This window comes from Fulvitalea axinellae, from assembly GCF_036492835.1.
Taxonomy (GTDB): Bacteria; Bacteroidota; Bacteroidia; order Cytophagales; family Cyclobacteriaceae; genus Fulvitalea; species Fulvitalea axinellae.
Map to the genome: position 1 here is coordinate 2,545,402 of NZ_AP025314.1, position 25,400 is coordinate 2,570,801.

The window sequence follows — 25,400 nt, forward strand, 5'->3', positions numbered from 1 at the left end:
GGGTTAGAGCTTGAACTTTACGTTGAAAGATACCGTACGGGCCGATGGCCAATATCCGGTCTCGATGCCCCTGCGTCCGTTAGACACGGTGTCGTATTGGTAGCTGTCGGGATCGTAATGCTCGGTGCCTTTGTAGAACAGGAGGAGGTTACGGCCCACGACGGAGAAGTCGATGGCCTGAAGCGAAAGCCTGTTGGCCCAAGATTTCGGAATGGAATATCCGAGGCTGAGTTCACGGAGTTTTACGTAAGAACCGTCCTCTATTACCGGACCGGCAATCTGGCGGTTCCAACTCATATTGTCCCAGAATTTGTCAGGACGGGCATAGCGGGCGTTAGCGCCTTCGTTTGCCACGCCACCTACTTGAATTCCGTCATCGCCAACGAGAGAGGCGTCGTAGAAAACGCTGTTACCGATCATCGAAGCGTTACCTCCGGTCGGGATCCAGTCGCCGGAACTTACGTTTGCGGCTTCGCGTTCCTGCTCGGATCTAATCCACGCTTCACGGCCTTCCAGCGAGGCTTTCGACGTTCCCTGCTCGTTCATGTCGATGTTGGAACGGGAATAAATGTCTCCTCCGATTCTGGCGTCGATCTGGAACCCGAGAGTCAGGTTTTTGTAGCGGAAATTGTTTCTCCAAGTAATATCGAAATCAGGAGCCACCGTTCCGAGATCGACATATTCGGTTGTCGCCATCGGGATTCCGTTATTGTCCACAACCACTTTTCCTGCGTCGTTGCGCAAGTAGTCTCGGCCTTGGATAGTCAAGTATGAGCTTCCTTTTTTCAGTACCGTTCTGGCGAAGTTGTCGCTGGACATCGTAATGGACTCAAGTCCGCTAGGAAGGTCGATTACTTCCGATCTGTTTCTGGTGTAAGCCACGGAAGTGTTCCATTCGAAATGTTCGGTTTTTACCGGAACGGCCGATACCAAGATCTCGATTCCGCGGTTTTCGATATTGCCGCCGTTAAGGCTCATCGATCCGTAACCCGAAGTTTCTGAAACGGGTTGCCCTCGGATGATTTGGTCAAAAGTATTCGACTTGTACGCTGCCAGATCGAAGTTCAGCCTTCCTTTCAGCAAGCGGAAATCGATTCCAAATTCATGCGATTTTACCCGTTCCGGCTTAAGGTTATAAAACGGGAGCTTACTTGGGTTGTACATCGATGTTTCTCCCTTCGGTCCGATAGACGAGCCGTAAACCCTGTTGATTTCGTAAGGTCGGGTGTCGTTGCCCACTTCGGCGTACGAGTAGCGCACTTTTCCAAAATCGAACCAAGCAGGCAATATATCAGCGAGCGGTTCGGTGAAGATGGCGCTGGCAGTGGTCGAGAAATATCCGTAGCTGTTATTGTCGCTGTTCAGGGTGGAACTCCAATCGTTACGGTAAGTCAAATCGAGGAAGTAGGTGTTGTCGAATCCAGCTTGGGCCGATCCGTAAACCGAGTTGATCATCTTTTCCACTTCGTTATAAGAAAATGATTTCTGGGAAGTGGTGTTGATCAATTCTAGATCCTTCGAAGGGAAACCTTGGCCAGTGAAGTTACCGAATTTTGCGAAAGTCTTGTATTGGCTGGCGCCGGCGTTTGCGGAGAATGAGAAACGATCGACAAGCTCGTCGTCTTGCCAAGTCAGAAGAACGTCAGTCGTGTAGTTCTTGTTGTAATTCTCTTGGTAGATGTATTTACCTTCGTAATTTCCCCAGCGAGATTGCTTCGCGTAAACCAAATGCGCTTCCAGATCCGAGGCGTCGAAACCGTAACGGATCATCGCCGAGAAGTTTTTGTTGAAAGCGTAAGTGGCGTTAATGTTACCGGTGATTCTCCTTCTGTCGTCAAAGTTTTTGTCGTTGTAAAGTCCCCAGTAAATATTACCGATCCACTGCGTAGTGGCGAAGGTTACGGGGTCACCGTCTTTGAAGTTAGTAGGCCAAGATTGCCCCGAATCGGGGTATTCGTACATGCGGATGTCGCTGTCCTGATAACTTCTCGGCATTCGGGTCAGGAAGTTGAACGAGTTGCCGGAATTACCGCCCGTAATACGGTTTTTGGCGGAAGTTTCGGTGTACGTGAGCTTCATGTCCACGCTCAGCTTATCCGTAATTTGTTCCGATACCCGGAGCGAACCTCCGTACTTTTCGCCTTCGCTGGTTTCCAAGTACTCGTTTACTTTTTGGTACATGAACGAGGCGAAGTAAGTTGCTTTGTCCGTCGCGTAGGAGAGAGCCACGTTGTTGTCGTAAGTGGTTCCCGTGCGGAACGGCTCTTTTATATTGTCTGGCTGGGCGGTATAGTTCCGGACTGGCTGGTCCCTAAGCCAATAAACGTGTACCGGCTGGCCTTCCATTTTCGGTCCCCAAGATTCGTCGCGCGTACCTCCGCCTATGTACGGCAGGCCGTCGTCGTCCATTCCTGCGAATTGCCCGATGTTGGATTTGCCTTGGCCGTAAGTGTTCTGAAGCTCTGGCCAAACGTAAGCCTGCTTCAGCGTAAGGCCTGAGCGCACCTCAAGACCAATACCTTGTGACTTAAGCTTTTTCTTGGTGGTTATGACCAAAACCCCGTTCGCCGCTTTTGAGCCGTAAAGCGCGGCGGCGTTGGCGCCTTTCAAAACGGTCACGCTTTCGATATTGTCGGGGTTGATGTCGGAAATACCCTGCCCGCGGTCCACGTTGCCCGCCGAGCTGTAGTTGCTGTTGTCGAATATGACACCGTCGACAACGATCAGCGCCTGGTTGTTGCCGTCGATCGAGGAACTTCCGCGCAAGACAACTCTGGAGGAACTCATACTGCCCGTCGTGGAGGTAGTGATGTCGAGACCCGCCACTTTACCGGCCATGGCATTAAGCACGTTGCTTTCCGAAGAAGAGCTGATTTCGTTAGACTTGAGTTCAGTCACCGAATATCCAAGCGCCCGTTTTTCCCTTTTGATACCCAAGGCCGTGACCACCACTTCGCCCAACTCTTCGACATCTTCTTTCATCGAAATGTCAAAAACCGTTTTGCCGGGCTGAACAGTGGCCTCTTCGGTGGTGAAACCCACGAAAGAGAAGATCAAAACATCGCCAGCGCTGGCTTTGAGGGAATAGTTGCCGTTGACATCCGTGACGGCACCGCCGTCTTTGCCTTTAATAGTGACGTTTACGCCGGGAATTCCTTCGCCTTTGCTGTCTTTTACGGTGCCTTTTAGATTGACTTTTTTGTCGGTTTGTTTTTTCTCGTTTCTTTGTTTTACCACAATTCTTTGCCCTACGATAGAGTAGGTGACATTATGAGGCAACAGCAGTTTGTCAAGCGCCTGTTTCAGTGTCAGGTCCTTAATGGAAACCGAAACCTTTTTCTTTGCGTCGATTATTCCCGAATTATGGAAAAACTCCAAGCCGCTTTGTTTTTCCACTTGTTCGAAAATCTGTTCGAGCGACATCGAGGACACGTTTATCGTGATCTTTTTGTCCTCGTCGCCTCCTTGGGGGAACGCATGGGCCGGGAGAGACGTGCAAACCACGGATCCTGCGATCATCAGGCCTATTAAGGATTTTTTCAGGGAAGGTGTCTTCCTCCGAATCTCATTGTAAAGTTTTTTTTGCATAACTTTGCAATTACGTTATTGAATGTCCGCCCAACGGCGAACTTTATCAGAGGGGGTACTGCAATACCCCCTTCATTTTCTTTATTTATAGGCAAAAAGAGTCTGTTCCGGAATCGTAAAGACGACCGGTTAAACTGTTCTATGCTAATGTTTTTTAAAGGCGAGCTATCCCTGTAATTATTTTATCGCTCTGATAAACACCGTTTTGTCTTTTGTGTCCATAGTTACCCCATCAGGCAAAGAAATCCGGATAATGGACAGTGCGTCTTCCAAAGGGCTGTTAATATCCAAGCTTCCGCTATAACGGTTTGATTTAACAAAGTCGGTTTCGAAAACGATATTCACATCGTACATTCTCCTGATTCTAAGAGCCAATTCCCCAAAAGGCAGATCTTTGAAACGTACAGTTCCGTCTTTCCAGGAGTGTTCCAGGCCGTTGACAGGCTTTTTGCTGGATGTTTTCGTTTTACGGTCAAAAATGCCCGTCTCGCCAGGTAGAAGCCCTAAACGCATTTTTTGTCCCTGCTGATTTAGATATTCCAAAGTGACTTTTCCTTCTACCAAAGTAGTGGAAGTCTGTCTTTCTTCTTCGTATGCTTTTACGTTGAAGGCTGTACCGGTCACCTTGACGTCCATTTCAGGAGTGTGGACCAAAAAGGGTTTGTTAGGGTTGGAATCCACTTTAAAATAGCCTTCGCCTTCGAGGTAGACTTCGCGCGTTTCGCCAAATTCTTTTACCCTTAGCCGGCTTCCGGCGTTGAGGTCCACTTCGGTTCCGTCTCGTAAAACGTAATGGCCAAGACTTCCGTAAGGAACGGAGATTTCCAACATATTTTGTTCGGGCCTATTATCTCCAAGAAAAAGCCACAACGTTGTAGCGAGCAAAATAGGGGAGATGACAGCCGCTATGCGGGAATATGTCGCCCAAAGCGAAATCTTTTGAGGCGTCTTTGTGAAACTTTCCGCTTTGGTAGCCTTTTTTATTACTTCCTGAATTTCCTCAACTGTAGCGGTTTCATTTCTGAAAACTAATCCGGCGTTCACCCAAGCGTTTTTCAGAGAAATATAACGTTCCATATTTTCTCTTTCCCTGAGCCAAGCGATCACTTCCGCAGTCTCATTGGCATCGGTGTTATCCGTAACGTACCGAAACAATATGTCTTCGTTCATGCCCATCAAATATCTATATGCAGTTTTTGGGATCGTTCCCTTAGTGAGGATTGAAAAAAAAGTGATTTTTTTTCGCTTATCGCAAAATGACGCCGATAAGTAGGGTGATAATTATTGAAATGATCGCGCCAGATGCCGTAATCCCGACTTCATTCAATGATTTTCGCACGGATTTCAATGCTGCGCTAACATGCGCCTCCACAGTCTTGAGTGAAATGTTAAGCTCTTCGGAAATTTCAGCGTATGACATTCCCTTTTCCCTGCTAAGAAGAAAAACCCGTTTTCTTTGTTCGGGCATAGCTTCCACTGCTTCGGTGATTTTCGAACGTGTTTCGGAAAAAGAATACATGGAGGCGGGATCGTATGCCGCAACGGCGTGAAGTTCGGAAATGTCGTCCAATCCTATCCTGCCTGAGGTTTCCATTATTCGCCTTTTCCCTCGGAGACTCATAAGCGCCATATTTTTCGCAATTGTGAACAAATAGGCCCTCAGATTGGCGTCAGCGTCCAAATTCTCTCGCTTTTCCCATAGTTTTGTAAAAGCGTCTTGGGTTATTTCCCGGGCGTCTTCCTCATTTTTTACGTATTCGTTGACAAAAAAAAGTATCTGACGGTAAAACAGCCTTACGATTTCCTCAAAGGCTTTTACATCGCCGGACCGAAGTGCCAAGACCCGATCTTTCGTTAGCTTCATACAGATATAAAAGGTATAAGTGGAAGGGCGAAAACGCCCCGTTTCAATAATCGGAAGCGATATGTCGCAAAATATTCCGATCTAAAATAATGAGCCCCCTTTCTTGTGGCGAAAAGCTGAGAAATCCGCTTTTTTGAAAGAGTATTATACAAGAATATGGATCTATTCTTAGATAATCAAGCTATGAAAAAATCTTAATATTGAAGAGAGAATAAAGTCGTTTTCTCTCAGTGAAGTGAAATGTGGTAGGCGAAATAGTAAAAAAACAGGCGAAACGCATTTAGTACGCTTCGCCTGTTTTTCAAACCTACGGTTTGATTATTTACCGATACAGAAATTGCTGAAGATATTGCCCAGCAAATCGTCTGTGGTGATCTCGCCTGTGATCTCGCCCAAGTGGTGGAGGGATTGCTTGATGTCCATAGCCAGGAAATCGCCGGTAACCTGAAGGTCCAGTCCGCGCAGAACGTCGTCCAGGGCTTCGCGTGTACGCAGTAGGCTTTCGTAGTGGCGGGCGTTGGTAACTACCGTATCGCCGGTCTTGAAGCCGTCGAGGTTTACGGTTTTCATCAACTCCTCCTTCAGTGCCTCGATGTTGTCTTTTCGGTCTGCGGAGATAAACGTCCAGTGATGTTCCGATTTTCCGAGTTGCATACGCAAATCTTCGGAGGCTTTGTCCGTCTTGTTTCCGACCAACAGGAACGGTTTTCCGAGGTTTTCAAGGCGGTTTACTTCCTGATTGATTTCCGTAACGCTTTCCACGGAAAGGTCAAAAAGGTAAATTATCAGCGAAGCTTCCTTCATTTTCTCTCTGGAACGCTCAACTCCAATGGCTTCCACTTTGTCTTCGGTTTCGCGCAAGCCGGCGGTATCGATAAAGCGGAACGCTACGCCCTCGATCAGCAATTCGTCTTCGATAAAATCCCGGGTTGTTCCCGCCACGTCCGATACGATCGCCTTTTCTTCGTTCAAGAGGGCGTTGAGCAATGTGGATTTACCGGCGTTGGGTTTTCCGGCAATAACGGTCGGAATTCCGTTTTTGATCACGTTGCCCAAGTCAAAGCTTTTGATCAACCTTCCGATTACGTATTTGAGCTTTTCGATCAGCTTTCGCAAATCGTCACGGCTGGCGAATTCCACATCCTCTTCGCTGAAATCGAGTTCCAATTCGATCATGGACGCGAAATGGATCAGCTGTTCCCGTAATTCTTTTATTTCCGTCGAAAAACCGCCACGCATCTGGCTGAGGGCGGCTTGGTGAGCGGCTTCATTCTCCGAGTGGATCAAATCGGCGACGGCTTCGGCTTGGGCCAAGTCGAACTGGCCGTTCATAAAGGCCCGTTTCGTAAATTCTCCGGGCTTGGCCAAGCGAGCGCCTTGGCGGACCAAAAGCTCAATAATTCGCTTGACGATATATCTTGAGCCGTGGCATGAGATTTCCACCGAATTTTCTTTGGTAAAAGACTTCGGAGCCACAAACAAAGAAACCAGCACTTCGTCCACGATGGTTTCGCCATCTCTGATTGTACCGAAATGTATTGTGTGGGAGTCTTGCTTTGTCAGGTCTTTGCCTTTAAAGACTTTGTTGGCCAACTCAATGGACCCTACGCCCGAAAGGCGGATAACGGCGATGGCTCCAACACCCTGGGGTGTAGCCAAAGCCACTATAGTGTCTTGTATATCTTGCATTTTCGAAATTCGGAATAGAATAGAGGCGCTTATTCGCCTTCGTTGTATTCGGCTACCAGAATATTTTTGGCCACCTCGTTGGAAACGAAAACATTGGACTTATCGTCTAAGCGGATCTCCATAGATCCGTCAAATTCGATTTTGTCCAAAACGGCGATTTCCGAGCCGATAGAGGCGCCGATTTTATCCAAATATTTCAGGAATGGTGAGCTTGTGTTTTCAACGCCGGCAATGGTCCCTGTAGCGCCGGCTTCAAGCGCTGCCAGCGGTTTTTTCGGAACGTTCAGCATGTTTCCGTCCTTGTCCGGAATAGGGTCGCCGTGAGGGTCGAAACGCGGGAAGTCGAGGAATTCGTCCAAACGGTCAATCAACAGTTTCGACTTAATATGTTCCAATTGTTCTGCCACGTCGTGTACCTCGTCCCAGTTAAAACGCAGGGTTCGGCACAAAAACACTTCCCATATCCGGTGTTTGCGGATAATGAGCAGAGCTTCCTGTCTTCCTTCCGGCGTAATGTTTACCCCTTGATACTTTATATAAGTGATAACATTTTTGTCGGCTAATTTACGGATCATGTCGCTGACAGAAGCCGGCTTTGTTTTCAGAGCCTCGGCGATGGCGTTGGTGGCCACGCTTTTGTCTCCGTCCTTAGAAAGCAAGTAGATGATTTTGAGATAGTTCTCTTCGGCGAAGCTGAGCATGAATATGGGTTTGTTTTCCCAAAGTTGGCTAATGGGGGGAGAAAAGTCAAAAAATATGCCCATTAAGTGGCCTGTAAGACCAGTCAAGCTTACCTTAGAATTCTTAAGGTACACTTACAACGTTAAGTGGGACGGGCGTGTCTTTTTCCCGAATCCCACTTTTTTTCAGCCATATGAAAGAAACAGACGAAGAGCTTATCCGGAAATGTATTGAGGGAGATAGCGAAGCGCAGTACACATTGTATAGTAAATACGCCCAGAATATGTACGGTGTGGCGCTGAGGTATGCCCGATCGGAACAGGAAGCGGAAGATGTCCTGCAGGAAGCTTTTATCAAGATTTTCCAGAAAATGGACACGTTTCAGGGGAATTCGACCATCGGCGCATGGATCAAGCGTATTGTTGTCAACACGGCGCTAAACAGCCGAAGAGGCAAGCTGTACGCATCCCCGATGGAAGACGTTTCGGACCTGAACTACAATGACGACCGGGATTGGGTGCTTTCCGATTTCCAGTACGAAGAATTATTGGGAATGGTAAGGGAATTGCCGGCCGGTTGCCAAGCGGTTTTTAACCTTTACGCAATAGAGGGATACAACCACAAGGAGATTGCGGAAATGATGGAAGTTTCGGAAGGGACTTCCAAATCGCAATTGGCCCGGGCGAAAAAGTTGTTGCGTGAAAAAGTGTTGTTGTACCAAAGGGAATATCACTATGGCGCATAAGAAGAAAGACAGCTTCGAAGAGCAATGGCGTCATAAGATGGCTGGGGAGGGAAGTGTGCCTCCGGTTCCCGATCATTTGTGGGCCAAGATCTCCGGGGCTTTGGGCGAATCTCCGGGAGCGGAGAGTAATCCATCAAAAAAGGTGTCTCCCGATTCTGGGGAATTCAGTCAAAAGTGGACGAATGCGCTGGACGCTTCAAAGGCTCCGGAAGTTCCCAAAGGAATTTGGGAAGGCGTGCGGAAAGGACTTGATGATAATTTGGCGGATAAAAGTGATGAGGCTTTTGCTTCCGCTTGGTCAGAGGCTTTTAAGAAGAAACATGATGCTATACCGCCAGTACCCGGTAGCGTGTGGGCGAATGTGAATAGCGCTATTCGTGGTGGTGTATATGGTGGCGGAGCCGATACGTTCGAGCAGGCTTGGAAAAAAGCGTTTACAGAAAAAGGCCCTGAAAAAGTGCCTGCCCGCGTTTGGCCTGCGATTTTGGGAGCGGTTTCTCCCGGAGCCACTCATAGAAAAGGGCCAAAAATGGTGGCGATGTGGCTTGTGGCCAACCTAAAGCCTTTGGTGGTGGCGGCCAGCGTTTCCGTTTTTGCGGGAGCCGGATATTGGCAGATCAATGAATATCTGGATGAAAAAGCGGTTGCCATAAACGAATCGGAAAAAGGCCAAATTGAGTTTGTTAAGGAAGTTGTCCCCGAAGCATTGACAAAATTACCTGACCCGATTGTAAATGATGCGGAAGATGTTGACCCTGAAGAATTAAACCCCAGAACGTCCGTAGCCAGTGTAAGGCCTCCTGTTCTGACAAACAGTCGAGGAACAGCCATTTCGGCAAAAATGATGTCTCAGGTTTTGTCGGATTCGGATGTGTTGAGTAATGGAGCAATAGCTTTGTCAATACCGCCGGAAGTGACTGATATGGTGGCGAATGGGATAAGTTATAATGTGCCGAGCCCTTATCGCAAATTGTATTTGCAGGCTCCGCGTTATATGCCCCGTAAGCGTTCTCCAAAAGGCCGTAATGCTTTTGTCGCAGGCGTTTTTCTTGGGACCAATAGTATGGACCCGAGTATCGGGAACAATAATTCAGTGATGGAAAGTTTCGACACTCCAGGGTTGGTGACACGTAAAAGTAGTTCGTTTGCTAGTGTAGCTTCAGCATTTGAAGCTGAAAGGCCTGAACCGGAAAACTTTACTGTAAAGCCGGAAGTGTCGTGGGTGATGGAGGCTGGTTGGCAGGTTACGAATCGCGTTATGTTGCTGTCGGGTTTGGAGTACTCTAGGATGAGTCTTTCTGGTGGTGACCCAACATTACAAGATAACAATGGCGTAAGTTGGGGGGATGAGAAGCTGAGAACTATTGGTGTGCCTCTTAAAATTGGTTATAAAGTAATCGATCGTCGTCTGTCTGTATTGTTGAACGCAGGTATGACTGTTGACTTTCTGTTGAATCGGGACGATGTTTCCGCTAAAGTAGTGGTAAGGGAAAAAGTGGATTATTCTCTTCGAGAAAATTTTGTCTCAGCTTTAGCGGGAATGGACCTTCGATACAACTTTTCGGAGCACTACGCATTGACAATGGGTGGTGGCTATAAATACGCTTTTACCGACTTGAGTAATAACAAGGAAATTTTTACTGTCAATCCTAAAGGCGTGACAATGAAAATTGGGTTTTCAGTAAGTTTTTAGCCTTTTTCGCCAAAAAAATAATTTTCATTACAACGTTTGGCGAAAGAATGTGTGTCTTTGGAGCGTGTAGATAAAAAAGAATAAGATGAAGAAAGAATTTTACGGTTGGTTAATTTTATTGATAATTGGCATGAGTTCATGCCTTGACACTTCAAACGATATTGATACTTGGGACGGTGGTGTTACTTATTTGTTCGCCGCTCAAGACGGAAGCAGTTTGATTCCAGGTTGGAGTGACGGTGCCGCTTACTATAAAAATGAAGATGGCCTAGAATACGATTTCGGTCATGAGAGAATTGACGAGGTTGGAGGAATGCAGCTCCTTTCCAATAACACGACAGCTGACAGTATCTTTCATTACGCACAACGAACTTTAAGTCGCAATGACGTATCCGGGCCAGGTTTGGCGCCAAATACCAAATATGATTTTTACGTTCAAATCAGCTGGATCGCAATGTTGCCAGATGCTCCAGACTTGGGTTATGATGATGTGAATGACTGGAAATCCGCAATTAAGTTGGCGATTTCTGACGAGAGAGTGGCTGTAAGCGAAAATGAAGCAGGAGTGATGATTCCGAATATCAACCCTGGGTCATTTGTGGGAGCGGGAGATGATAATGTGGTTCACGGTAAAATGGTCATTCCGGGAACAGATGGGCAAAACAATAACCCGGAGAATAAAAAATATTTCAGCCAGACCGGAGCGACACAGATTCAGTCTACTACTGACGCATTGGGCGCTGTTAACTTAATGGTAGGTTACTTGTCAAATGTGAAAGTTAAATTCGGAATGCACGTTACTAGTATTGCCATTAACTATAAAAAGGCAAACTAGGGATATAAAATAATCGCTTCGTCGTGAGACGCGGCAACCGACATTTTTTAGTCTTTTCATGTGATGGTTTGTGAGCGGGTCTTTATGGCCCGCTCTTCTTTTTTGTAGGCAAACTTCCTCATGCTTTTTTGCCAAAAAAATAGTTTCCGTTAAAGCTAGTTTCTTGTGATGGGAGAGTGAAACAACTTCCAGAACCTTTCTCAGAGTCCTGGAAGCGACATATTTATCTTACAGCTCCAACTTGAGACGGAATTTCTTCAGCTCCTCAAGATAGTTTTCCACAATAAATTCCTCGTGAGTGTCTTTGCCAAATTCCATACGCCGGTGTTTGATCGATTCCATGCGCCGGGCGGAGCGGAGGAACCTGCGCACATCGTGTTTGTCGGCCACTATAAGGCCGGGCACGGGTACGGTCTTGCCGCTCGCGTCTTTGGCTACCATGGTGAAGTAAGATGAGTTGCTGTGTTTCACTTCGCCGGTTTGGATGTTCTCAGCCTCTACGCGGATACCCACTACCATAGACGTGCGTCCCACGTAGTTTACCTGCGCTTTCATGGTTACCAGTTCGCCCACCTCAATTGGCGTGCGGAATTCCACTCTGTCTACCGATGCCGTGACGCAGTATTCGCCGGAGTGCTTTGAGGCGCAGGCGAAAGCCACTTGGTCCATCATGGATAGGATGTGTCCCCCGTGTATCTTCCCGCTGAAGTTGGAGTGTGAGGGCAACATCAGCTGGCTGATCTCTATTTGGGAAACTTTGGTCGGTTTGAAGTCTGGCTTCATAGTTTGTCGATTATGGTTTTAGAATGTTTTGGGGACGTTCTGCTGTAAAAATACGAAGCCGGAGTAGTGTGGATCAAATATGATAGACTTTTCTTTCTTGATCAATTATAAGAATATGTCTGAAATGATTCAGAACGCTTAGTGAATACGGTTGGATGTATAAAAAATGAAATCCCTATCGGAGTGCGGGATGTTTATGCCTTTCGGCGAAATATCTTTGACTGTGGAGGGTGAAAAAACTACGCCCGAAACTGTTCAAACGCTTTCGGGCGTCGTTATAACAGCTTCGGGCGTGGAGGTGGCTTATTCCGAGGCGCTTTCGGAGACTATGCGGTCGCCGAAGAGGACGTATTCTTCGTAATGGGCCTCGTTGAGGGTGCGCCAGTGGCGTTTGCCTATATTGCAGATCTCGCCCAATGAGGTGTAAAGTCCTGCAGCCAAGTTTCTGCGGTCAACGGTCTTGGCTTGGCGGGTTCCGCGCGCGGCCTCGGCGTCGTCGATGGCCATGTCCAGTTGTTGGTAAGCGCCTTGGATGTCATCGAGGTAGGCTTGGTCAATACCGCGTGGGCTTAGGTCGGCGAGCATATTGGAGGCAGCGCGCACTACGCTTTGGGCATGGCGTACTATGCCGGGATCTTTATGCTTGCTGAAGGGGCCGAAGCCGTAGAGACGGAAGCGAGCGGATTTTTCGCCGAGAGCGAGCTTGGCACGGAAGCGAAAACCGGCCAAGAGTTCTTCCAAAGCCTTGCGGGCATCGTCCTTGGCTTTGGTGGCCATCATTTGTTGGCCTTCCCAGTAGCGGTCGGTGTCGGTGTCGCGGAAGAGTTCGATCTTTTCGGAGAACGCCGTGGCGAAGGCCTCGTTTAGACCGTAGTCGGCGAAGACGTCGGCGTCGCGGTGGAAGAGGGAAAGTACGCGGTCACAGCGTTGGAGGAGTTCGGCGTAGGGAATGGAGACTCTGTTTTTTGTAGCCATCTGATCGTTTGTTTTACAGATACCTTTGTAATAGCGAAGAATACCGGCGGGCGTGTGTGCCTGCCGTTTTGCCTAGGCCCGTGAAGGGTAGTGCGGTGCGGGAATTTCGTATGGCACCATGTTTTTGGTGGCGTTTTTTCCCTTTTGTCCTTCCGTGAGCCTGGCCGTCGAGGGCGGTGTTCCAAACCTTTCGGTTTGCTTGATCATCGGATCGTCGGGCGACGTTCCGGGGGCTGTTTACAATAAGGTAAATCGGACCGGTACTTAAAAACCGTTTTCGGGACAGACTTTACATGTCTGGCTTTTTGAGGAAGAGGTCATGGGTCCATTCTTTTTGTCTTAGTGCATAGTTTTTGTCATGTTGTTCACTGTTTAGGTGTTGATTGGGAGTGGTATATTGTTATCACTCGATAAATTTTTCAAGAAAACATAAGCGAAAACAATGCCGGATATAATCTGTTTATTTTAATTTTTTATGAAAATATATCAATCGCAAAAAGATATTTGTCAGTAACGCTTTATGAATGAAAAAGTTGACATACAAGAGCGAAGAAATGGCGCCGAAGCTAAAATAAATGGTGGGAAAGGGTGTTGGAATTATGCCGAAACTAAAAGAAATAATGCCGTAAGCTAAAGATATTATGCCAGAGCTAAAAAAAATGGAGGCACAAGAAAAAGAAATAATAACCGAAGGAAAAGAGATAAGACCGAAGGACGGTAAGATGACGCCAAAGCTAATATTAATGGAGTGATAAATTGTTTTGGTCTTCACCCGGTGGAGAGAAGGCACTTTTTAGGACATTCCCTTCGTTTTTGAGATTGTTTTTTTAGTATTGATATTAATTGCCACTTATTTTGACGAAATATTCTTTCGAATATAAGGCGTTTGTTACTCCATAAACTATAAAGAACGTATGCCGGCATTCGTGGATCTTGTGGTTGGGGGAGGAATTGTGTGGAGGTAACATGGCAAAGGGGAGGATGAGTGTGATGGGCTTTTGCCGAAGGCTAAGGATTCTGGTTCTTGGTTAGTGTCGCTTTTGGTTTGGGATAAGGAAATTAAGCAAGAACGCGATGGTTCCATGATTGAGGGCGGTGCTGTAGTTGGGTATTATGACAAAGCGAAGGGTGTGAATGAAGGGGAAACGCCGAAGGGTAATATTTGCAAGGTTTAAGTTTTGGAAGTTTGGAAAGAAGATGTTCTTTCTTGTGTTAATGTGAATTATTCAGTTGCGTGTGTTAAGTGTTGTTTGTCTTGAGGTTATATGATTTTTGTTCCGGTAATTTAAAGCGCCCTCAAAGCTGTTTTGGTTTTGGGTGAAAACGCATGAACGTATGAAAAAAGTAAAGGCCCCGAGTGGGGCCTTATATTATAATGTCTCTTTGTATTGCATTCGGTGGAGGCGGGAATAGTAGCCGTCGAGGCGCAAAAGCTCTTCGTGTCCGCCGGATTCTTTGATCTCGCCCTTGTCGAGGACGATGATGCGGTCGGCGTTTTGGATAGTGCCGAGCCTGTGGGCGATCACTATGGCGGTGCGGCCGTGCATCAGGCGGTTGATGGCCTCTTGGATCATCTCTTCGGTCTCGGTGTCCACGGAGGAGGTGGCCTCGTCGAGGATGATGATCTTGGGATCGTAGACCATGGCGCGGACGAATGAGATAAGCTGGCGCTGGCCGACGGAGAGATTGGCGCCGCGTTCCATAACGGGATGGTCGTAGCCGTCGGGCATGCGCTCTATAAAGCGGTTGGCGCCCACGAGTTCGGCGGCTCTGCGGACTTGCTCGTCGGTGATGTCGGGATTGCCGAGCGTGATATTGCCGCGGATGGTGTCGGAAAATAGGAAAACGTCCTGAAGCACCACGCCGATATGGCGGCGGAGGTCATGCAAGGCGTATTTGCGCACGTCGTGGCCGTCGATGCTGATCTTGCCTTTCTGGATGTCGTAAAAGCGGGTGAGCAAATTGATGACGGAGGACTTTCCGGCGCCGGTGGCGCCCACAAGGGCCAGAGTCTGGCCGGGTTGGGCGGTAAATGAGATGTTTTTGAGTACGTATTCGGGCTCGTTGTAGGCGAAGTGGACGTTTTCGAATTCCACAAGGCCTTTGAAGTCTTTGACCGCAAGGTCGCCGTCGTCGGGGATGTTGTCAGTGTTGTCGAGCAACTTGAAGATGCGCGAGGCGCTGACAACGCCCATCTGCAAGGTGTTGAAACGATCACCGATCATGCGGATAGGGCGGAAGAACATGGAGATATACATAATAAAGGAGACCATGACGCCGACGCTGATGCGCTCGTCGATGACTCCTTCGGCGCCGTACCAAACCAGCAAGGCGAGGCCGGAAGCGGAAATGACCTCGGCCACGGGGAAGTAGATAGAATAATAAAGGACGGAGCGGAGGTTGGCGTCGCGGTGGCCTTCGTTGATCTTGGCGAACTTGTTATACTCGCGGTCCTCTTTGTTGAAAATCTGCACGACGTTCATGCCCGTAAGGTGTTCCTGTACGAAGGAATTGAGGGCGGCCACGGCGTTGCGCACGTTGTTGAATGATTTTTTTACTTTCTCCTTAAATATATAAGTGCAGATGATCATGATCGGCAATGTGGAGAGACAGACCAGCGTAAGGCGCCAGTCGGTATAGAGCATGATGCAGAAGATGATAACCAGCTGAAGAATGTCTGTAACCATTGCGGCGACGCCTTGGCTGAATACGTCGGCGAGGGTTTCAACGTCCGAAACGTTTCGGGTGACAAGCCGTCCGATTGGCGTGTTGTCAAAGAACTTTAGGCGGAGGTTGAGAAGGTGTTTGTATAATTTGATGCGGATGTCGCGGATCATGGTTTGGCCGAGCCAACCCGAAAGGTAAGTGTGGCTGTAGGTGACGGCGGTTTGTACCAAAAGCAATCCGATGATAATCGCAGTCATGCGGACAAGGCCGTTGTAGTCGCCGTGAGCTACATATTTGTCTAAGGTAACTTGTATAAGGTAAGGGCGGGCGGGGCCGAGGATGGCCACTAATGATGTAAGGGCTAAGAGTGTGGTGAACTTGCCTTTGTATGGCATCATGAAGCTGAAGAGCCTCTTGAGCACTTGCCAATCTATTACGTTGCCGCTTTTTTCGTTGGTGTCCAAGTTAGTGTTTGGTATTAGGTGTGTGTTTTGGTTTCTGTTGTCGGGCGAGCTTCTTAGGCCTTATTCGTTAAGATAAACGGAGGCGGGATAACGCACTTCCGTAAGGTAAAGCCCATGTGCCGGGACCGATTTTCCCGCTGCGCTTCTGTTGCGGGCTGCAATTACGGCCGGCAGGCTGTCGGGGGCGGATTTTCCGGCTCCGATGTCAAGTAAAGTTCCTACAATGGCTCTGACCATATTGCGCAGAAACCTGTTGGCGCTGATATGGAATACGAGCCTTTGGCCTTCGTGTTTCCATTCGGCCCGGCTAATGTCACAGAAAAAGTTGTTTACGTCGGTGTGTACCTTGCTGAAGCTTTCGAAATCCTGCCTTCCGAGCAAGTGGTGGGCAGCATTGTTCATGGCCTCAACGTCCAAGGCGCTGCGGTGATGGTGGGCTTGGTGATCGTTGAAGGGGTCTTTGTGCTGGACTACATGGTATTCGTAAGAGCGGCGGTCAGCGTCGAAGCGGGCGTGGGCCTCGCTGTGTACGGGGCGTATGGCTTTGACGGCGATATCTTCCGGTAAAAATGAATTGAAGCGAAAGGCATCACGGTCCGGGTTCAGTTCGCCGTCATAATCGAAGTGGGCGACCTGCGCCGTGGCGTGGACGCCGGTGTCGGTGCGGCCACTGCCAGTAATCTCTATTTCTTGGCGAAGGATGGTGCTGAGGCAACGGTTGAGTTCTCCTTGGACCGTATGTCCGTTTTTCTGGATTTGCCATCCGTTGTATTGGGTGCCTTTGTAGGCTATTTCGAGGAAATATCTCATGTCGTGAAATTGGAACGGCCAAACCGGGGATTCCGGCGGGCGAATAAGGGCGCGGGGGCCTCGGTTGCGAATTTAACAATAAAATCGGGTGTGACGTTGTCTTCTGCGCGAATCGGTGAGGGTATTTTTTGCGGGCGGGTTTTTCCGTTTCGGCCTTTTTCGTAGTTTTGTCGGCGTAAAATAATGTGTGCCCGGAGGATTTTTTCCGGGAATCAACCAAGAACAGGATATTATATGTTACAAAGAGTCCAGACGCTTTTTTTGGCGCTGGCTGTCGCCCTGTTGGGAGGCGGTCTTTACTTTCCCCTGTGGGCCAGCTACCTGAAAGAAACGGGTGAGGCGCAGGCACTGTACTTCTACGGACACGAGCACATAGTGGCTGGAAGTAATCCGGTAATGGAGAACATGCCTTTTGCCGTGTTGGGAGTTCTTTCGGTGATCTCGATCCTTATCGGAATCTACGAATTGGTGTCGTTTAAGAACCGTATGTTCCAAATGAAGCTTGGCATGGGCAACACTATGCTGATGTTGCTGAATCTGGGTTTGTCGATATATTTTGTGTTTACAAACGGCAAGGATTGGACTGTGGGGCCGGACACGATGTACCGTGCGGGTATATTCATGTTGATGGGAGCCGTGGTTTGTAACCAGATAGCGACTAGGTTTATCAAAAGAGACGAGGAATTGGTGCGGTCCGTGGATCGAATCAGATAAAGAATACTGGGACAATCGCCTTTGCGGTTGTCCTTTTTTGTATCCGAGGCCGTTGGTGCCCGGTAGGTTAGGCTTTATGGCTAGTGTGTTATGAAAAAGACGCGCAAGGTTGGCGATTCTTCGGTTTCGGCGTTCTTCGCTTTGGTGCGGTGGCCCAATTTGCTGATGATCGCATTGACGCAATTTATGGTGGCCAGGTTCCTGATCGATATTCCCGCCGAAGAGTTCGAGCCAGTATGGGCCGTGATCGCTTCGACGGTGATTGTGGCGGCGGCGGGGTATATGATCAACGATTATTACGATGTAAAAATCGATTACGTAAATCGACCGGACAGCGTGATTATTGGGAAGTACTTTTCCCGCAGGGCCGTGTTGTTCGCTCACACCTTGTTCAACGCCGTGGCTATCGTTTTGGCGGGTCTTTATTCTTGGAAGCAGGGAGGCGTGATCTTTTTTATGGCCTTTTGTCTTTGGTGGTATTCCAATGATTTGAAAAGAAGACCTTTGGGAGGAAACCTAATGGTGGCGTTTCTTATCGGGCTTTCGATGATGATGATGTTGTTGTTTTCCCGTAACAACGAGAAATGGGTGTTTGTCTATACCTTCTTTGCCGTGTTTATGACATTGATCCGCGAGATTCTTAAGGATATAGAGGATATGAAGGGGGATGCCAGTTTCGGTTGCAGGACTTTGCCTGTGGTCTATGGTTTGCGTCCCGCACGGAGATTGGTCAAATGGCTAGTATTGGTTTTTACGGCCGGTTTGGGTGTTTTCGCTTTTCGGATAGGGAATGGCGTTGTTCAGGTTTACTTTGCCGTGTTTGTGCCTTTGTTGTTATTGTTTTATATGATTTTGGCGAAAGCCGACACAAAAAGAGATTTCGGAGTGCTTAGCAGGTTCAGCAAAGTGCTGATGGCGCTGGGTATTCTTAGTATGATATTCCATTGAGGAAAATAAGCGGCTCTGTCGGATTAGAGGACCGGCGGAGTATGGGGTTTGCGGGGATTTTGGTCAGGAATCCTTGCGGACGTGGTTTTTGAGAGAGTTTTTGGGAATAGAGGGTTCGGTTGGAGCCGTATTTAATTCAAGTCAATTATAGCTGTATGAAAAGCGAGAAAAGAATCGCTGTTTTTGCTTCGGGAAGCGGAACGAACGCCGAAAACATAATCAAATACTTCCAGGAAGTCGAAGGCGTGGAGGTGGTTTTGTTGCTTTCCAATAAACCGGACGCCTATGCGCTCACTAGGGCGGAAAAGCTGGGAGTGCCTACGATGGTGTTTAACAGGAAAGACTTTTATGAGTCTGCCAAAGTGTTGGACACGCTGGCGATAGCCCAAGTGGATATGGTTGTTTTGGCCGGTTTTCTCTGGATGGTTCCGGAAGGCCTGCTGAACGCTTACCCGGACGCTGTCGTGAATATCCACCCGTCGCTGTTGCCCAAATACGGAGGCAAGGGCATGTACGGTTCTAGGGTTCACGAAGCGGTGATCAAAGCCGGAGAGGCTGAGTCGGGTATTACGGTTCACTATGTGAACGAGCGCTACGACGAAGGTCACGTGATTTTTCAGGTAACGTGCGAAGTCACGCCTGAAGACGACGCTGACAGTTTGGCCGGCAAAGTCCATGACTTGGAATACGAATATTTCCCTAAAGTAATCGAGTCCGTTTTGACGGGTGAGTAAATACATTTCTCAAAAATTACGATAATGACCACAAAGAAGATTCAATCGGCACTGATCTCGGTATTTTACAAAGACAACCTTGAGCCTATCGTTAAGCTTTTGCAGAAGCACGGCGTGACGGTTTACTCTACGGGAGGAACCCAGAATTTCATTGAGGAGCAAGGTGTGGAGGTTACGGCCGTTGAGGACTTGACCACTTATCCGTCTATCCTTGGCGGACGCGTAAAGACGCTCCACCCGAAGGTGTTTGGCGGAATCCTGAACCGCAGGGACAACGAGCAGGATCAGGGACATATTGCGGAGTTTGATATTCCTTCGATCGACCTTGTGATCGTTGACCTTTATCCATTTGAGGAAACGGTGGCTTCTGGAGCGCCTGAGGCGGATATTATCGAGAAGATCGACATTGGTGGCATTTCGCTTATCAGGGCGGCCGCCAAGAATTTTAAAGATGTGGTGATCGTTTCGTCGCGTGAGCAGTACGGTGAGCTGGAAGCGTTGCTTGACGAGAAGGACGGAGCCACTGATTTGGCGGACCGTCGTCGTTTTGCCGCTAAGGCCTTCGATATCTCATCGCATTACGACACCGCGATCTTCAACTACTTCAATCAAGAAGAGGAATTGCCGGGCTTCAAGCAGAGTCTTCGTGAGGCTAGGGGACTCCGTTATGGGGAGAACCCTCATCAGGCCGGTAAATTCTACGGAAACTTCGGCGAGATGTTCACTCAGTTGCACGGCAAAGAGATTTCGTACAATAACTTGGTGGATATTGACGCGGCGGTAGCGTTGATCGACGAGTTTGAGGGCGAAACGGCTTTCGCAATCCTGAAACACACGAATGCGTGTGGCGTAGCTACGGGTGCCGACGTGAAAGAAGCTTATCTTAAGGCTTTCGCCTCCGACACAATCTCGGCTTTCGGTGGCGTGTTGGTGACAAATAAAGAAGTTGACGAATCGGCGGCCGAGGAAATCAATAAGCTTTTCTGCGAAGTGTTGATCGCTCCTTCGTTTACTGAAGAGGCTTTGACTATTCTTAAGTCTAAGAAAAACAGAATATTGCTTCAGCAAAACCATGCGATGCCGAAAGGTAAGCAGTATAAGAGTTTGCTGAACGGTGTTATCGAGCAGGACAAAAACGTAGTGACTGATTCGGCCGAAGGGCTTACGGTGGCTACAAAAGTCGCTCCGACAGCTGATCAGGTTGAGGCTTTGATTTTCGCCAGCAAAATCTGTAAGCACACCAAGTCTAACGCCATCGTTTTGGCCAAGGACGGGCAGTTGTTCTCTAGCGGAGTGGGGCAGACCTCTCGCGTTGACGCTTTGCAACAGGCTATCGAGAAGGCCAAGCGCTTCGGTTTCGATCTTTCGGGAGCTGTATTGGCGTCGGACGCTTTTTTCCCGTTCGCCGATTGCGTGGAGCTTGCCGACGCCGAGGGTATCAAGGCCGTTATTCAGCCCGGTGGTTCTGTTCGCGACAAAGATTCTGTCGAGTATTGCGACGAACACGGAATGTCGATGGTGTTTACCGGAACTAGGCATTTTAAGCATTAAGAGTGCTTTCAGGACGTATCCGGGGGTGTTGATCCCGGATACGTCATATTTTTTTCCTGTTGCAAAACGTGTTTTTATGGGGGGATATTGATATGAACTATCCCTCACCTTTTTACTTTTGAATATTTTGCATTCGGAATCAGAAAGACTTATCTTCGTTGAACCCCCCTTTACTCTAGAAAGACAGAAAAAACACTCCTGCCTTTCTTGTTGAATGGCAATGAAAATTAGGGCATCGTTTAACGACTAAGACATTATATAGGTTCAGAATGGGATTCTTCGACTTTTTCTCCAATGATATAGCGATAGACTTGGGGACAGCCAACACGCTGATTATCCAGAAGGATAAAATCGTGATGGATGAACCCTCGATAATAGCCCGGGATAAAAGCACCAAAAAGGTGTTGGCCATAGGCCGTGACGCCATGCAGATGCATGAAAAAACACACGAAAACATTCAGACAATTCGCCCCTTGAAAGACGGTGTTATCGCGGACTTCCACGCCGCGGAGCAGATGATTAGGGGGTTGATCAAGATGATTGACAATCGTAGCCGTTTTTTTCTTTCTTCGCATCGTATGGTGATTTGTATCCCGTCGGGTATTACAGAAGTGGAAAAACGTGCGGTACGTGACTCGGCCGAGCACGCTGGCGCCAAGGAAGTTTATATGATTCACGAGCCGATAGCCGCCGCTTTGGGTATCGGTATCGATATCGAAAAGCCTGTTGGTTCGATGGTGGTGGACATCGGAGGCGGAACTACCGAAATTGCTGTGATCGCTCTTTCCGGTATTGTTTGCGACCAGTCGATCCGTGTTGCGGGTGACACTTTCAACAAAGATATTCTCGATTATATGCGTCGTCAGCATAATTTGCTGATTGGTGAACGTTCTGCCGAGAAGGTTAAGATCGAAGTGGGCGCGGCCTTGACCGAGCTTGATGATCCTCCGGAGGAATTCGAGATTCGTGGCCGTGACTTGATGACGGGTATTCCTAAAGTAATCAAGGTGTCGTATTCGGAAATCGCTTTCGCTATCGATAAATCGGTTTCGAAAATCGAAGAGGCCGTTTTGAAAGCCTTGGAAATCGCTCCGCCGGAATTGTCAGCCGATATTTACGACAACGGTATCCACTTGACCGGTGGGGGAGCGTTGTTGAGAGGTTTGGACAAGCGTTTGGCCATGAAAACCAAATTGCCGATACACGTGGCGGAAGATCCGCTTAGGGCAGTAGTGCGCGGAACAGGTAAGGCCTTGAAAAATATTGACGCCAACAAGGCGGTATTAATGACCTGATTGGGCCTTTATTTAGGCGCAGAATGGCAATTTTCAACATCCGAAGGCGTTTTAAGACAAGCGGTTTCGGATGTTTTTTTATTTGGGGCTCAATGGCCCATGTACGAACCGGAGAGAATTTCGTTAACGATTTTGAATTCAGATGCGTAAACTGATACAGTTCTTATATGCTTTCAGGGCGGGCTTGGTTTTTTTGGTCTTGGAGCTTGTCGCGGTAATGCTGTTGGTGCGTAACGATAGCTACCACTCCTCGTTGTATTTCAATTCTTCCAATAGGATGGTGGGAAATCTATACAACGGAAAGCAGTCGTTTTATTCCTATATGGACTTGGATAGGGTAAATGACAGCTTGGTAATGGAAAACGCAAAATTGCGTGCGGCCCTGTCTGTGGACAAGGAGTTACCCGAACTGGATTCGGCCACTAGAGAAATACTCGATCCGTTGGATACCGTGACCCAAACGAGTCGCTATCAATTTAGGCCGGCGCACGTGATTAACAACAATGTGCGCGGATCAAAGAATTACTTGACTTTGGACAAAGGGGAAACGGCAGGCGTAAGTAAAGGAATGGGGGTGGTTAGTCCGAGTGGAGTGGTTGGACGCGTTTTGACGGTCTCGGACAATTATTCCGTTGTCGCTTCGATGTTACACTCCCGGCTTTTGGTCTCTGCCAAGCTACTGCCGAGCGGGATCGCCTGTACTGTAAACTGGGACGGGGTTTCGCCGGAATTCACAAAAGTACTTTACGTAGCCAGGCATTATGAAGTGAAGCCAGGAGACAGTGTGGTGGCTTCCGGTTTTAACGGACTTTTTCCGGAAGGTACGCCTATCGGTGTTGTCGGCGAAGTGGGAAGGGGAGATGACGCCTCGTTTCATGATATCAAGCTTCGGTTGTCAAATGATTTCCGTAGGCTCGATTATGTATATGTAGTGGAGGATCTGGCGAAAAATGAGCTTGATTCGCTTATGGAAGAATTCAGGGACTGAAAAGAGACGGAATAATGAGATTATTACTGACCGGAAAACAGGCGTTGCATTTTCTGACCTATGTGGTCGTACAGATTCTTCTGCTCAAGGAGTTGGTGCTTTTCGATTCGGCATATTGCCTGATTTATATTGGTTTTTTGTTATTGTTGCCTGTGGAGTTGAGTCCGGTAATTGGTTTGCTGATCGGCTTCGGGACAGGTTTGGTGGTTGACGTGGCTTATGATACGCTTGGCGCAAACGCGGCGATGGCTACTTTTCTGATGCATATGCGCAGATATTGGATGGGTATGATCACGCCTCGCGGAGGATATGATGAGACCAGTTTGCCAACGGTTTACAGTTTCGGCATTACTTGGTTTGCGCAATATACCCTGCCGTTGATTTTGACGTTCTACATCGGGTTGTTTACGATCGAGTATTGGAATGCTGGTTTGACCTTTCGAATCATTGGAGACTCTATCAGCAGTACGATATTTACTTTCGTAGTGATTTGCCTTGTTCAATACCTGTTTTATTCTCCGACAAAAAAGAGAAGTGAAGGATGACGTCGGAAGCCAGGAAATATGCGGTTAGCGGATTGTTGATATTCGTGGGGTTGGTCTTTGCCCTGCGTCTGCTGTACATTCAGGTATTTGACCCTGTCTATAAAAAGCAAGGGGACGATAATATCAAGTTGAAAATGGTCGAATACCCGTACCGGGGGCTGATTCTTGATAGGAACCAGACTCCGTTGGTGGTGAATGAGCCTGTTTTTGATTTGACGGTAGTACCCAAGGACGTAAAGGAATTCGACACTTTGACTCTATGTAATCTTTTGAGCTTGGATCCGGAAGAGTTTAAGGCTCGTTTGGAGAAAGCAAAAGATTATTCGAGCAGAAAGGCGAGCCCGATCGTAAGGAGAATATCGAGAGACGATTTTGCCAGAATAGAAGAGAAGCTGATCGACTTTCCGGGGTTTTATCCTGAAGTTCGGACACAAAGGGCTTACCCGAATCCTATATCGGGGCTATTGCTGGGCTTTGTGGGCGAAATTTCAGCTAAAGCCTTGAAGGCCGATACAACAGGCTATTATAGAAGCAGCGATATGTTGGGGCGCGGTGGTCTAGAGCGTTTTTATGAAAAAGATCTTCGTGGCCACAGGGGCGTTCGCTACAAAATAAAGAATGCCTACGGAGTGATTAAAGGCTCTTTCGCCAAAGGTGCTTATGATACCTTGGCGGTGGAAGGGAGAACGATTACGACAACCATCGATCTGGAACTTCAGGAGTATGCCGAGAAACTGATGGAAGGTAAAGTCGGAAGTTTGGTAGCTATCGAACCTTCAACGGGTGAGATCCTCAGTTATGTTTCCGCTCCGGCTTATGATCCGCGTTTGCTTACGGGCCGTGAATTGGGGGCGAATTATCAAGCGCTGACGCTAAATGATTCCACTAAACCGTTGTTTAACCGTCCGGTGTTAGCGACGTATCCTCCGGGCTCTACATTCAAGACTATTCAGGCGCTGATGGCTTTGCAAGAAGGGGTAGTTGGACCAAGAGAACAGATTTTCTGTGACAATTCCCTTATTCCCGGCCACTCTCCACAAGGGAGTTATGATGTTGTCAAAGGATTGCAATTTTCATCAAACGATTATTTTGCGAGAATATTCAAAAGGGTGGTTCAGCAAGGAAAAGAGAAAAGTGCTTTTGTTGACGCTTCGATAGGTATGGATGTTTGGGCCGATTACGCAAGGCGATTTGGTCTGGGAGGTAAACTCGGGGTTGATCTTTACGGAGAGAAACCGGGGAATGTTCCGAATACAAAGTACTACGATAAACGAATTGGTCGAGGGAAGAAATATCGTTGGAAAGCGTCAAACGTAAGATCGATTTCCATCGGGCAGGGAGAAGTTATGGTTACTCCACTGCAAATGGCGAATGTTGGGGCCATTATGGCAAACAGAGGATACTACTATACACCTCACATTATCAAGAATATCGGTGGAGATCCCGCTCCTGAAAAATATAGAAAAAGACACGAAACGGGGATCAGGAAAGAGCACTACGAGGTAGTGGTGGAAGGAATGAGGCGCGCCGTGGGTACTACGGCCTTCCGCGCTTTGATTCCCGATATCGAGATCTGCGGGAAAACGGGTACCGCCCAAAACCCTCACGGACATGACCATAGTGCGTTCATGGCTTTCGCTCCTAGAGATAATCCGAAAATTGCCATAGCGGTGTATATGGAAAATGTAGGATATGGAGGGCGAGCGTCAGGTAGTATCGCCAGTTTGTTGGTGGAGAAATATATCAAGGGAGAAGTGACTAGACCCTGGCTTGAAAAATATGTATTGGAATCCGAGTACCTGAAACAGTTGGGGAAATAATCGTCAAATCC

Annotated in this window: 20 protein-coding genes; 11 read left to right on the top strand and 9 right to left on the bottom strand. The window is 48.0% G+C overall.

Annotated features, from left to right (window positions below; genetic code table 11):
* Positions 1-3 precede the first annotated feature (3 nt).
* The 5 genes from AABK39_RS09775 to AABK39_RS09795 form a co-directional block, all read right to left on the bottom strand.
* Positions 4-3,588: a SusC/RagA family TonB-linked outer membrane protein gene (locus tag AABK39_RS09775; RefSeq protein ID WP_338391151.1), complete on the bottom strand. Its 3,585-nt coding sequence runs from the start codon at positions 3,586-3,588 to the stop codon at positions 4-6.
* 177 nt (positions 3,589-3,765) lie between these two features.
* Entirely contained in the window at positions 3,766-4,758 is a 993-nt protein-coding gene (locus AABK39_RS09780; protein WP_338391152.1) for a FecR family protein, read from the bottom strand.
* Positions 4,759-4,834: 76 nt separating this feature from the next.
* Complete coding sequence (locus AABK39_RS09785; protein WP_338391153.1) at positions 4,835-5,452, bottom strand: RNA polymerase sigma-70 factor; 618 nt, start codon at positions 5,450-5,452, stop codon at positions 4,835-4,837.
* Positions 5,453-5,770: 318 nt separating this feature from the next.
* A complete protein-coding gene (gene mnmE, locus AABK39_RS09790; RefSeq protein ID WP_338391155.1) occupies positions 5,771-7,141 on the bottom strand; it encodes a tRNA uridine-5-carboxymethylaminomethyl(34) synthesis GTPase MnmE in 1,371 nt (456 codons plus the stop codon).
* Positions 7,142-7,170: 29 nt separating this feature from the next.
* The gene (locus AABK39_RS09795; protein ID WP_338394680.1) at positions 7,171-7,842 is read right to left on the bottom strand and encodes a metal-dependent transcriptional regulator; all 672 of its coding nucleotides are present in this window, start codon (positions 7,840-7,842) and stop codon (positions 7,171-7,173) included.
* Positions 7,843-8,015: 173 nt separating this feature from the next.
* On the opposite strand from AABK39_RS09795, the gene AABK39_RS09800 reads away from it, so the two are divergent.
* The 3 genes from AABK39_RS09800 to AABK39_RS09810 all read left to right on the top strand — a co-directional run bounded on the left by AABK39_RS09800 (position 8,016) and on the right by AABK39_RS09810 (position 11,095).
* On the top strand, positions 8,016-8,567 hold the full coding sequence (locus tag AABK39_RS09800) for an RNA polymerase sigma factor (RefSeq protein WP_338391156.1): 552 nt from the start codon (positions 8,016-8,018) through the stop codon (positions 8,565-8,567).
* Positions 8,557-10,260 (top strand): hypothetical protein, encoded by a 1,704-nt coding sequence (locus AABK39_RS09805; protein WP_338391157.1) that lies wholly within the window; start codon positions 8,557-8,559, stop codon positions 10,258-10,260. The genes AABK39_RS09800 and AABK39_RS09805 overlap by 11 nt, the downstream gene beginning before the upstream one ends.
* An 85-nt stretch (positions 10,261-10,345) precedes the next feature.
* On the top strand, positions 10,346-11,095 hold the full coding sequence (locus AABK39_RS09810) for a hypothetical protein (RefSeq protein WP_338391158.1): 750 nt from the start codon (positions 10,346-10,348) through the stop codon (positions 11,093-11,095).
* 228 nt (positions 11,096-11,323) lie between these two features.
* Here AABK39_RS09810 and AABK39_RS09815 read toward each other — a convergent pair whose 3' ends face one another.
* From AABK39_RS09815 to truA, 4 genes are all read right to left on the bottom strand, one after another.
* Complete coding sequence (locus AABK39_RS09815; protein ID WP_338391159.1) at positions 11,324-11,878, bottom strand: acyl-CoA thioesterase; 555 nt, start codon at positions 11,876-11,878, stop codon at positions 11,324-11,326.
* A 303-nt stretch (positions 11,879-12,181) separates the two neighbouring features.
* Positions 12,182-12,853 carry a hypothetical protein gene (locus tag AABK39_RS09820; RefSeq protein ID WP_338391160.1) on the bottom strand — a complete coding sequence of 224 codons (672 nt, stop codon included), beginning with the start codon at positions 12,851-12,853 and terminating at the stop codon, positions 12,182-12,184.
* A gap of 1,370 nt (positions 12,854-14,223) precedes the next feature.
* Positions 14,224-15,984: an ABC transporter ATP-binding protein gene (locus tag AABK39_RS09825; RefSeq protein ID WP_338391161.1), complete on the bottom strand. Its 1,761-nt coding sequence runs from the start codon at positions 15,982-15,984 to the stop codon at positions 14,224-14,226.
* A gap of 60 nt (positions 15,985-16,044) precedes the next feature.
* Entirely contained in the window at positions 16,045-16,794 is a 750-nt protein-coding gene (gene truA, locus AABK39_RS09830) for a tRNA pseudouridine(38-40) synthase TruA (RefSeq protein ID WP_338391162.1), read from the bottom strand.
* A gap of 234 nt (positions 16,795-17,028) precedes the next feature.
* On the opposite strand from truA, the gene AABK39_RS09835 reads away from it, so the two are divergent.
* The 8 genes from AABK39_RS09835 (at position 17,029) to AABK39_RS09870 (ending at position 25,389) form a co-directional block, all read left to right on the top strand.
* Positions 17,029-17,508 carry a DUF4293 domain-containing protein gene (locus tag AABK39_RS09835; RefSeq protein WP_338391163.1) on the top strand — a complete coding sequence of 160 codons (480 nt, stop codon included), beginning with the start codon at positions 17,029-17,031 and terminating at the stop codon, positions 17,506-17,508.
* Between the two features lie 90 nt (positions 17,509-17,598).
* The gene (locus tag AABK39_RS09840) at positions 17,599-18,456 is read left to right on the top strand and encodes a geranylgeranylglycerol-phosphate geranylgeranyltransferase (protein WP_338391165.1); all 858 of its coding nucleotides are present in this window, start codon (positions 17,599-17,601) and stop codon (positions 18,454-18,456) included.
* 155 nt (positions 18,457-18,611) lie between these two features.
* Positions 18,612-19,190 carry a phosphoribosylglycinamide formyltransferase gene (gene purN, locus AABK39_RS09845; RefSeq protein ID WP_338391166.1) on the top strand — a complete coding sequence of 193 codons (579 nt, stop codon included), beginning with the start codon at positions 18,612-18,614 and terminating at the stop codon, positions 19,188-19,190.
* Positions 19,191-19,214: 24 nt separating this feature from the next.
* Complete coding sequence (gene purH, locus AABK39_RS09850; RefSeq protein WP_338391167.1) at positions 19,215-20,741, top strand: bifunctional phosphoribosylaminoimidazolecarboxamide formyltransferase/IMP cyclohydrolase; 1,527 nt, start codon at positions 19,215-19,217, stop codon at positions 20,739-20,741.
* A gap of 269 nt (positions 20,742-21,010) precedes the next feature.
* Positions 21,011-22,036: a rod shape-determining protein gene (locus AABK39_RS09855; protein ID WP_338391168.1), complete on the top strand. Its 1,026-nt coding sequence runs from the start codon at positions 21,011-21,013 to the stop codon at positions 22,034-22,036.
* A gap of 142 nt (positions 22,037-22,178) precedes the next feature.
* Positions 22,179-23,024 carry a rod shape-determining protein MreC gene (gene mreC, locus AABK39_RS09860; protein ID WP_338391170.1) on the top strand — a complete coding sequence of 282 codons (846 nt, stop codon included), beginning with the start codon at positions 22,179-22,181 and terminating at the stop codon, positions 23,022-23,024.
* Positions 23,025-23,038: 14 nt separating this feature from the next.
* Complete coding sequence (locus tag AABK39_RS09865; RefSeq protein ID WP_338391171.1) at positions 23,039-23,569, top strand: rod shape-determining protein MreD; 531 nt, start codon at positions 23,039-23,041, stop codon at positions 23,567-23,569.
* The gene (locus AABK39_RS09870) at positions 23,566-25,389 is read left to right on the top strand and encodes a penicillin-binding transpeptidase domain-containing protein (protein WP_338391172.1); all 1,824 of its coding nucleotides are present in this window, start codon (positions 23,566-23,568) and stop codon (positions 25,387-25,389) included. Before AABK39_RS09865 ends, AABK39_RS09870 begins: the two co-directional genes overlap by 4 nt.
* Positions 25,390-25,400 lie beyond the last annotated feature (11 nt).

What these genes read in the sequence shown, in the direction of transcription:
- mnmE (WP_338391155.1), bottom strand. Translation starts at nt 7,141, where the DNA reads ATGCAAGATATACAAGACACTATAGTGGCTTTGGCTACACCCCAGGGT.
- AABK39_RS09805 (WP_338391157.1), top strand. Translation starts at nt 8,557, where the DNA reads ATGGCGCATAAGAAGAAAGACAGCTTCGAAGAGCAATGGCGTCATAAG.
- AABK39_RS09820 (WP_338391160.1), bottom strand. Translation starts at nt 12,853, where the DNA reads ATGGCTACAAAAAACAGAGTCTCCATTCCCTACGCCGAACTCCTCCAA.
- AABK39_RS09855 (WP_338391168.1), top strand. Translation starts at nt 21,011, where the DNA reads ATGGGATTCTTCGACTTTTTCTCCAATGATATAGCGATAGACTTGGGG.
- purH (WP_338391167.1), top strand. Translation starts at nt 19,215, where the DNA reads ATGACCACAAAGAAGATTCAATCGGCACTGATCTCGGTATTTTACAAA.
- AABK39_RS09800 (WP_338391156.1), top strand. Translation starts at nt 8,016, where the DNA reads ATGAAAGAAACAGACGAAGAGCTTATCCGGAAATGTATTGAGGGAGAT.
- AABK39_RS09810 (WP_338391158.1), top strand. Translation starts at nt 10,346, where the DNA reads ATGAAGAAAGAATTTTACGGTTGGTTAATTTTATTGATAATTGGCATG.
- AABK39_RS09795 (WP_338394680.1), bottom strand. Translation starts at nt 7,842, where the DNA reads ATGCTCAGCTTCGCCGAAGAGAACTATCTCAAAATCATCTACTTGCTT.
- AABK39_RS09835 (WP_338391163.1), top strand. Translation starts at nt 17,029, where the DNA reads ATGTTACAAAGAGTCCAGACGCTTTTTTTGGCGCTGGCTGTCGCCCTG.
- truA (WP_338391162.1), bottom strand. Translation starts at nt 16,794, where the DNA reads ATGAGATATTTCCTCGAAATAGCCTACAAAGGCACCCAATACAACGGA.
- AABK39_RS09775 (WP_338391151.1), bottom strand. Translation starts at nt 3,588, where the DNA reads ATGCAAAAAAAACTTTACAATGAGATTCGGAGGAAGACACCTTCCCTG.
- AABK39_RS09840 (WP_338391165.1), top strand. Translation starts at nt 17,599, where the DNA reads ATGAAAAAGACGCGCAAGGTTGGCGATTCTTCGGTTTCGGCGTTCTTC.
- AABK39_RS09815 (WP_338391159.1), bottom strand. Translation starts at nt 11,878, where the DNA reads ATGAAGCCAGACTTCAAACCGACCAAAGTTTCCCAAATAGAGATCAGC.
- AABK39_RS09780 (WP_338391152.1), bottom strand. Translation starts at nt 4,758, where the DNA reads ATGAACGAAGACATATTGTTTCGGTACGTTACGGATAACACCGATGCC.
- AABK39_RS09785 (WP_338391153.1), bottom strand. Translation starts at nt 5,452, where the DNA reads ATGAAGCTAACGAAAGATCGGGTCTTGGCACTTCGGTCCGGCGATGTA.
- purN (WP_338391166.1), top strand. Translation starts at nt 18,612, where the DNA reads ATGAAAAGCGAGAAAAGAATCGCTGTTTTTGCTTCGGGAAGCGGAACG.
- AABK39_RS09870 (WP_338391172.1), top strand. Translation starts at nt 23,566, where the DNA reads ATGACGTCGGAAGCCAGGAAATATGCGGTTAGCGGATTGTTGATATTC.
- AABK39_RS09865 (WP_338391171.1), top strand. Translation starts at nt 23,039, where the DNA reads ATGAGATTATTACTGACCGGAAAACAGGCGTTGCATTTTCTGACCTAT.
- mreC (WP_338391170.1), top strand. Translation starts at nt 22,179, where the DNA reads ATGCGTAAACTGATACAGTTCTTATATGCTTTCAGGGCGGGCTTGGTT.